1 tRNA gene and 2 rRNA genes are annotated in these 361 nt (G+C 56.8%); all 3 read right to left on the reverse strand.

The features are described 5' to 3' along the window. Nucleotides 1-113, reverse strand: a 5S ribosomal RNA gene (gene rrf, locus F3J37_RS27940); the annotation flags it as partial. Between the two features lie 36 nt (nucleotides 114-149). Continuing rightward, nucleotides 150-225: transfer RNA gene (locus F3J37_RS27945), tRNA-Thr, on the reverse strand. A 15-nt stretch (nucleotides 226-240) separates the two neighbouring features. Then, nucleotides 241-356, reverse strand: a 5S ribosomal RNA gene (gene rrf / locus F3J37_RS27950). Nucleotides 357-361: the final 5 nt, after the last annotated feature.

The raw sequence follows: 361 nt of genomic DNA on the forward strand, positions 1-361 counted from the left end.
TGGCAGTTCCCTACTCTCGCATGGGGAGACCCCACACTACCATCGGCGCTACGGCGTTTCACTTCTGAGTTCGGCATGGGGTCAGGTGGGACCACCGCGCTAAAGCCGCCAGGCAAATTCTGTTATTTACCGAACTCACGCTTTAAAACTGGTGCTGATACCCAGAGTCGAACTGGGGACCTCACCCTTACCAAGGGTGCGCTCTACCAACTGAGCCATATCAGCACACTTTAATTTGATGCCTGGCAGTTCCCTACTCTCGCATGGGGAGGCCCCACACTACCATCGGCGCTACGGCGTTTCACTTCTGAGTTCGGCATGGGGTCAGGTGGGACCACCGCGCTAAAGCCGCCAGGCAAAT

The organism is Candidatus Pantoea communis (assembly GCF_011752685.1).
Classification (GTDB): domain Bacteria; phylum Pseudomonadota; class Gammaproteobacteria; order Enterobacterales; family Enterobacteriaceae; genus Pantoea; species Pantoea communis.